Source organism: Exiguobacterium sp. UBA6309 (assembly GCF_002439205.1).
Lineage (GTDB): Bacteria > Bacillota > Bacilli > Exiguobacteriales > Exiguobacteriaceae > Exiguobacterium_A.
Genome location: NZ_DJTL01000011.1, coordinates 42454 through 49558, shown reverse-complemented (window position 1 = coordinate 49558; position 7105 = coordinate 42454). Strand labels below are relative to the sequence as shown.

Genomic DNA, 7105 nt, shown 5'->3' with positions numbered 1-7105 from the left:
AGTTATGTCCCAGCCTCTTTCTTTATGTAAACATTAATTCATATGAAGTAAACGAAAAAAGTACATTCATCACTTATTTTTTAAAGAGTTTCTTAGCTAACTTCCATACGACATAGACGATTGCGCCAATGATCAGAAGATTCATCAGTGCACCGAAAATCATGAATTGTCCCACGATTTGACCACCTTTACATACTACTTAGCATTTTATTTACGTTTTCGTTTAGAGAACCTCAAGCGGATAAAGAATAACGCCATCAGCACGATAGCGATGTTCACGGCTAAGGTTAACCGTTCATTTTCAATTACTCGACCATTCAAAAGATTCAAGATGATAACAATCAACATAAATGACAATAAAAAGTATTTTATGGATTTTTATCATGAGTGACTTCCTTTTTTTGTGTTCTTGTATTAGTTTATACATATCGACATTTTAAAAACAAGGAGAATGTCTAATACGAAGAATGACACAGAAACGATTCTCAGGAGTGATGAAATGAAACGAACCTTTATATCGATTATGTTATTGATGATTCTAGGAGTCGGCATCATCGGTGCTTCAGCCTATAAGTCATTGTACTATGATGAAAAACAAGAGGTCACTCAATCAATCAATCAATCAATCACTATCTGAAGCGACATGATTATATGACACACGTGAAGAACAAAGAAATTCGCTATGATACGAGCACAGGTGAATTCTTCGCACGCATCGTGTTCGAAGATGAACCGAATAATGAATATGAGATTTATCAATCGGGATCGAGTCATATTGACGTCACGGGATATAAAGACGGCGTACAGATTACGAACAAACAAGAAGGACGGTATATTTCAAAGGATTGACAACACGTTAAATCCATTGAAGAAACGAGGTGATAGAATGAAAAACATGATCTTTTTAGGAAGCGTCGTTGCTCTACTAACGGTACTTTTTTCGCTTCATTACGGAGTACATCTTATCGATGATACAACGCTTAAAATATCTCTGTTGATTTCGCTAATCGTTGTATTGATTGCGCGGAAGAAATGGAAGATTACGTTTACTACAGCGGAATGATCTTGAGAGTGTATGAAGGATTGGGAGAGATAAAGGATGAATGAGAATGAATTCTTTGACTGGAAAATCAGCTTGGATGATGAACTATATGCCGTCATTGATGAGAAGGCGAGAAAAATGGTAGTGATGGGGGACTTCATCGAACTGACTGCGGTCTTGTGGTTGGATCGAAATGATGTCCTTCAGTTAAAGCCGACATGGGATTGTGTCATATCCATCGATGATGCTGCAAAACAAATTACGATTCGCTCGGCAGAATCACTGAACATGAAAGAAGAATGTTAAGAGGTACATAAATCGAGTTCATTCGTGCGATCGCTGAATGGGCTCGATTGTTATTTAAAGTACGATATCTACTTTAATTCATGTTGAACGGAGCCAGTCACTTCAACATGATGCTGGTCGTATACAGTCGTCAGTACATGATCTTCAACGATTTCATAGTTGTATATATAGTCCGGTTCATTCGTGTATTTAACTTCCAACACATATCTTCCGGTCTTCGACTCAAAGATCGTTTCTTTTTTTGAAATATCTTGGTCGTATCCTGATTTAACTAACATTCGTTCAATCTTGATTTCAGTCATCGTTTTAGAAACGAAGAGGTAAGTCGGATAGGCAGCTACCAAGATGACGAGAACGATAAGAGTATAGATCAGCGAGCGTACTTCTTTTTTTCATGCAATCACATCCGTTCCGATGAAATGAATAGAGAAGCTAGGTATTCTATATTGCAGATGAGGAGAGATATGTGATGAGAAAAAACAAAGACGAGATACCGTACTATATGAGGAACGTTCCGTTCTTCTTCCTAACGGCACTCCTCGCACCCGTCGCGGTACTACTTGTCCTGCTCAATTGGGATAAGCTCTCTACACAAATGAGAAATAACCATTTAACGTTTTCAATCCTAATGACCATGTTATATATTTCAAAAGTACTGCCTGACGGCTTATTTAAAATCATATTCGCGGTTTTTACGTGGACGTTAATTCTATTCGTGACATACATCTACTTCGGTGGCGGTAGAAAAGGAGGGACATCATGAGTAAATATCATCTGTCGAGCATTCGCTTAATCCTGATTGTCGTCATCACGTCGTCAATCTTGTATTTCGGCTTAGACTGGGAACTCGGGTATGGCATTATCTGGTTGATTGGTTTAGTAGGATTTACGATTTATCGCAACTTTGAGGCTGCTCGGAACGAGAAAATCGAAGCGCAGACGAAGAACGATTGATTTCATTTGAAGTCCATCGTTCTTTTTAAATATGACCCCACCGAACTAAATCGTCGAGATAATCACGATATGATTCTTCGACTTCTTCTGTCAGCTCTCTGGCTCGAATGACGAGGTTTTTTACGACAGGATCGGCAAAATGTGCACCACCGACGAGAGCATATAAGTAAGAGCCGATTACTTCGGATTGATTCCTAACCAAGAATCCAGTGATATATGTACCGTCAAGGCTCTCTAAGACGATATCAATTCGGCGTCCTTCCATCTCATCGAGAATCAATTGATTGTAATCTGCTTCTTTCTGATTAGCATATCGGTATCGTCGATTTTTCCTTTTATTATCTTGTATCTCCCACTCGAAATCGTCTAATTCACTAGGCGTAAAAAGCGAATTCAAGAGGTCACCGTCATCAATCTTCAAGCAGCAAAAGATGGCATCGTATTCGAGTTGATCATCATTCACTAAATCCGAGATGTCGTCTTTCGGTATTTCGATTGCATTATATCGCCGGAATACGCGCTCGATGACCGTTTCTTTTTTTAACGTCAACTGTTGCTTTCGGTGTTAGAACTTGTGAGATGCTTTTTCATAATCCATGCTGTTTCCCCCTGTCCGTATCAAATGCCATATCCCTAGTGTAACAGCTATAGTTCTTAAAAGTGAGTGAGTCTGACCATACCTCAGTAATAAAGGATTGTTCTTTTTTTTGAATGAAACTATAAAAAAGATCAATTGATGACGATAGATAGGTACAGAATGTTCATATATGAAACTGTCATAGAACATGATTGACACATAGAAGGAGTTAATGACACCATGAATGAAACCTTACCGAGACCATTGCGCTCACCAGCAATCTTATCGAGCCTTGAATCAAACGTCGCGATGGTCTGTTTTGATCGCCAACGACGGGTCATCGACGTTAACGACTTGTTTGCGAAAACGATGAAGTATAAGCGGGATGAGATGATTGGCTTACAGCACCATACGTTTTGTACACCAGAATTCGCGAACAGCCGTGAGTATCAGGACTTTTGGACACGCCTGTTTTCGGGCTTCAGTACAGCGGATAAAATCAAGCGCGTTGATGCTCGTGGTGATATTTTATGGCTTGAAGCCACTTACATGCCAATCTTTGAGGGAGAAGAAGTCGTCGGCGTCGTCAAGATCGCGAGTAACATCACGGACCGGATCGACCGTGTACAAGGATATGCGAAAAGCTTCCAGACACTCGCTGAAGGACTGAATCTGCAGTCGATTCAAGGCTCTAAAGAGGGCAATCAACTTCAAGAGACGATGCACACAATCGCAAGTGAAACGGCTGAGAACCAGCAGACGTTCGAAACATTATATGCCCAAGCGATCGAGATCACGAAGATTGCTGATACGATCAAGGAGATCGCAGCCCGAACGAACCTGTTGTCGCTGAACGCGGCAATCGAAGCGGCACGTGCTGGAGAACATGGCAAAGGGTTCACCGTCGTTGCGAGTGAAGTCAAAAATTTATCGGATTTAGTCGGCAGTGCAGTCGTCGAGGTACGGACGAATACGGAAACGATGAACCGTCAAATCATGGCGATGATGAAAAAGATTGAAGCGTCCCATCTCGAAGTCGCGTCAAGCCTTGCGACAGTAAAGGAAACGATGCAACGTTTTACCGCGATCGAAGAGGTCGCACATCAACTCGAGCAACAAACGGAAGACTTTCGGTCGTTTATTTGAGAAGAATACAAAGAGAGCGATGGCGAGAAGTCATCGCTTTTTTTGTATAGTCAGATTAGTCGTTTTGGAAGAGTACAGGCGTGGGATATAACACGTGAGCCCATTGACCGCAGAACGGAGGCACGTTATAATTCAAATAGACGTTTGAATGTAAGGTAAAAGGAGGCAACGTCATGGCACATGATCATCATCACCACCATCATCATACCGACAATAAAAAGGTACTGGGCCTGTCGTTCCTGATCATCACCGCGTTCATGATCGTCGAGGTCATCGGCGGGATTTGGACGAACAGTTTGGCATTGTTATCAGACGCCGGGCACATGTTAAGTGATTCGATTTCACTTGCGATTGCCCTGTTAGCCTTCCAGTTCTCGAGTCAAGCACCGGATGCGAACAAGACGTTCGGTTCAAAACGCTTTGAAATCTTAGCCGCAATCCTAAATGGCGTGACGCTGATTGTCATCGCTCTCTATATTTTCATTGAAGCCATTCAACGCTTCATCGATCCACCCGCTGTCGCAACGACGGGGATGCTGATCATTAGTGTCCTCGGGTTGCTCGTCAACATTTTAGTTGCCTGGATCATGACACGCGGCGGTGGGCACGAACATAACCTCAACATGCGCGGTGCGTATCTGCACGTCTTAAGCGACATGCTCGGATCGGTCGGTGCGATTGTAGCCGCCTTGCTGATCCTGTTCTTCGGTTGGGGATGGGCGGATCCACTTGCGAGTATCATCGTAGCGATCCTCGTCTTACGGAGTGGTTATTACGTGACGAAGGCGTCCGTACACGTCTTAATGGAAGGAACGCCGAGTGATGTCGACATTGATGAGGTCGTTTCGACAATTCAGACGAACGAAGCCGTTCTCGGATTACATGATCTACACATCTGGTCGATCACGAGTGGTTATAACGCGTTATCGTGTCACGTCGTCGTCAAGGAGGACATGACCGTACGGGAGTCAGAATCGATTCGCGAACAGATTGATCACGATTTGAAACACGTCGGGATTAACCACGCGACCATCCAGGTCGAGACGGATCAACATGCACATGGCAATACGTTGTATTGTGACGGCAAACACGAATCGCATATGCATTAAAAAACGAGCACACGTCCAAAGTCGGACATGTGCTCGTTTGCTTATGCTCAAATGATCGGCACCGTTGGTAGAAACAGCGTCGCGAACAGACTGATACTCAAGAACATCGAGTATCCGAAAAAGGTCGTTTTGGCATTTCCAGCAGCTCGGTTACCTAAGTACATGAAAAAGACGATGGATAAGAACGTCAAACCCGTCAATACGGACGAGTGGTGTTGATCCGGCGAAGGAGCAAGCGACTGGACAAGATGCGCGAGACCAAGCGGCAGGACAATCAAAAGAAAGTAGTAGCCTAGACGTGCCTCAGACGGGACGTCGACCTGTTCCTGTTCGGTTTCATAGTCATAACGCGTTTGCGTTTTCATGGATCTTCACCTCCCTATGCGTTTTAGTATAGCGAATGAACATGTCGGCTCTGTTACAGATGGGTAAGAATGCCTTAACAGACGATGACGATGTGATGACGAAAAAAGAATGGGCAGCAATTGAGAAAAATTGTAAGATGAACAAGAAGTCGTTTTAGGAAAGGAATAAAGCATCATGTCACGTGCGTTTCGTTTTATGTATGTCTCCGATTTGTTATCGACTGTCGGGACGAGTTTTGTTTATATTGCGATTTACTGGTTGAGCGCGGAACAGATTAGTGCTTCAGGTGTCGCCTTGCTTGCAACAGGTGTGTTTTTGATTCGTTTTCTCGTCTCAACGTTCGTTGGACCGTGGATTGACCGTTTCGTCAGCGCATCGTTGTATCAAACGTCGCTTCTCATTCGCTTGCTTGCGCTTGGGATCGCGTTAGCGGGAATCGGTCTGACGAACATCGTCTTGCCATGGTTACTCGGCTTACTCGTCGTGCAGACGATTTTACAAATCATTGGTGGCAATGCCGTCTTCACGTGGGTCGTTGATCTAGTCGAAGATGACCAATTGCCGCAAGCGAATGCCTATCTCGCAACAATCGAACGGATCGGGACGTTAAGCGGATTCTTACTTGGTGGGATGATGGTTGCCCACTTCTCGATTGCGAGTATCTTGTGGCTCGATCTGGGACTGCATCTCGTTGCCTGGTTGCTCGTCCGACACATGACGGGACAAGTCGCAGAAGGAGCGCGTGTCGGATCGTACCGCGAAGCGTTGCTCGAAGGGGTTCATTACGTCGCGCGTGACGGTCGCTTAAAATGGATCCTTGGTTGTGCGATCCTTGCGAACTGGATGATCACACCGATGAATACCTTACTTGCACCATATGCCAAGAATGTCTTATCGGGGAATGCCCAAACCTTTTCCGCACTCGAACTAGCGACGGTGATCGGGGGGATCACGATGTCGCTCCTTTACGGGAAGTGGGTCGTCTCGATCAGACAGGATAAGCTGTTTCGGAGCGCAGTCGTACTGCAAGGGCTCGCGATTGCAATCGTTGCTTATATATCGTCCGTGCCCCTTGCGATTGGCGGATTCGTTTTACTCGGCATGGCGCTGACATTGTTCGGGATTCCGTTTGCGACATTGTTACAACGCTCGACGCCTGCGCACTTGCTCGGACGGGTTCGAACGGCGATGGTCGCAGCATCAACGGCGTGTTCTGCACTCTGTTACGGATTATCATCGTACTTGACGTCGCTCTTTAGCATCTCGTTTGTTTTCCTGCTGTTTTCCTTAAGTGGTCTCGTGTTGACAGCTATCTGGTTACTCATTCATCGTAACGTTTCCTTTACCGAGGCACGACAGGACAAGGTCGGATGAAATATCCGCCTTGAGGTGGAGGTAAGCGGTTTCGCGCTTCTGTACACTAGAGATAGAAATGAACGATGAGGAGTGGAGTCGATGGAGAGTTTATGGATTACGGCGTTATTGTTTTTGATTCCGATCAGTGGGATGACGGTCTTCTTGAATGTACTGTGGCGCCGAATGGCAACGGAAGGCGTTTCGGAGTAATAACTAAAGACAGCTGACAAATCTTCTTATGTTAGAAAA

The 7105-nt window shown here is 44.4% G+C and carries 10 protein-coding genes; 7 read left to right on the top strand and 3 right to left on the bottom strand.

Annotation, left to right across the window (positions count from 1 at the left end; all coding sequences use genetic code 11):
* The first annotated feature begins 499 nt into the window (after positions 1-499).
* The 3 genes from B3M90_RS03290 to B3M90_RS03280 all read left to right on the top strand — a co-directional run bounded on the left by B3M90_RS03290 (position 500) and on the right by B3M90_RS03280 (position 1348).
* Positions 500-637, top strand: a complete 138-nt coding sequence (locus tag B3M90_RS03290; RefSeq protein ID WP_290754705.1) for a hypothetical protein — start codon at positions 500-502, stop codon at positions 635-637.
* Between the two features lie 23 nt (positions 638-660).
* Entirely contained in the window at positions 661-849 is a 189-nt protein-coding gene (locus B3M90_RS03285; RefSeq protein WP_290782581.1) for a hypothetical protein, read from the top strand.
* Positions 850-1099: 250 nt separating this feature from the next.
* A complete protein-coding gene (locus B3M90_RS03280) occupies positions 1100-1348 on the top strand; it encodes a hypothetical protein (RefSeq protein WP_290754702.1) in 249 nt (82 codons plus the stop codon).
* 68 nt (positions 1349-1416) lie between these two features.
* Here the strand turns inward: B3M90_RS03280 and B3M90_RS03275 are convergent, their stop codons facing one another.
* Positions 1417-1626, bottom strand: a complete 210-nt coding sequence (locus B3M90_RS03275; protein ID WP_349677543.1) for a hypothetical protein — start codon at positions 1624-1626, stop codon at positions 1417-1419.
* Between the two features lie 481 nt (positions 1627-2107).
* Here B3M90_RS03275 and B3M90_RS03270 point away from each other — a divergent pair, with 481 nt between their 5' ends.
* Positions 2108-2302 (top strand): hypothetical protein, encoded by a 195-nt coding sequence (locus tag B3M90_RS03270; protein ID WP_290754700.1) that lies wholly within the window; start codon positions 2108-2110, stop codon positions 2300-2302.
* 25 nt (positions 2303-2327) lie between these two features.
* On the opposite strand, the gene B3M90_RS03265 is transcribed toward B3M90_RS03270, so the two are convergent.
* A complete protein-coding gene (locus B3M90_RS03265) occupies positions 2328-2852 on the bottom strand; it encodes a hypothetical protein (protein WP_290754699.1) in 525 nt (174 codons plus the stop codon).
* Positions 2853-3119: 267 nt separating this feature from the next.
* On the opposite strand from B3M90_RS03265, the gene B3M90_RS03260 reads away from it, so the two are divergent.
* Positions 3120-4025 (top strand): methyl-accepting chemotaxis protein, encoded by a 906-nt coding sequence (locus B3M90_RS03260; protein ID WP_290754697.1) that lies wholly within the window; start codon positions 3120-3122, stop codon positions 4023-4025.
* Between the two features lie 173 nt (positions 4026-4198).
* Positions 4199-5134 (top strand): cation diffusion facilitator family transporter, encoded by a 936-nt coding sequence (locus B3M90_RS03255; protein WP_290754696.1) that lies wholly within the window; start codon positions 4199-4201, stop codon positions 5132-5134.
* Positions 5135-5181: 47 nt separating this feature from the next.
* On the opposite strand, the gene B3M90_RS03250 is transcribed toward B3M90_RS03255, so the two are convergent.
* A complete protein-coding gene (locus tag B3M90_RS03250) occupies positions 5182-5499 on the bottom strand; it encodes a hypothetical protein (protein ID WP_023468204.1) in 318 nt (105 codons plus the stop codon).
* Between the two features lie 175 nt (positions 5500-5674).
* Here B3M90_RS03250 and B3M90_RS03245 point away from each other — a divergent pair, with 175 nt between their 5' ends.
* Entirely contained in the window at positions 5675-6874 is a 1200-nt protein-coding gene (locus tag B3M90_RS03245; protein ID WP_290782580.1) for an MFS transporter, read from the top strand.
* Positions 6875-7105 lie beyond the last annotated feature (231 nt).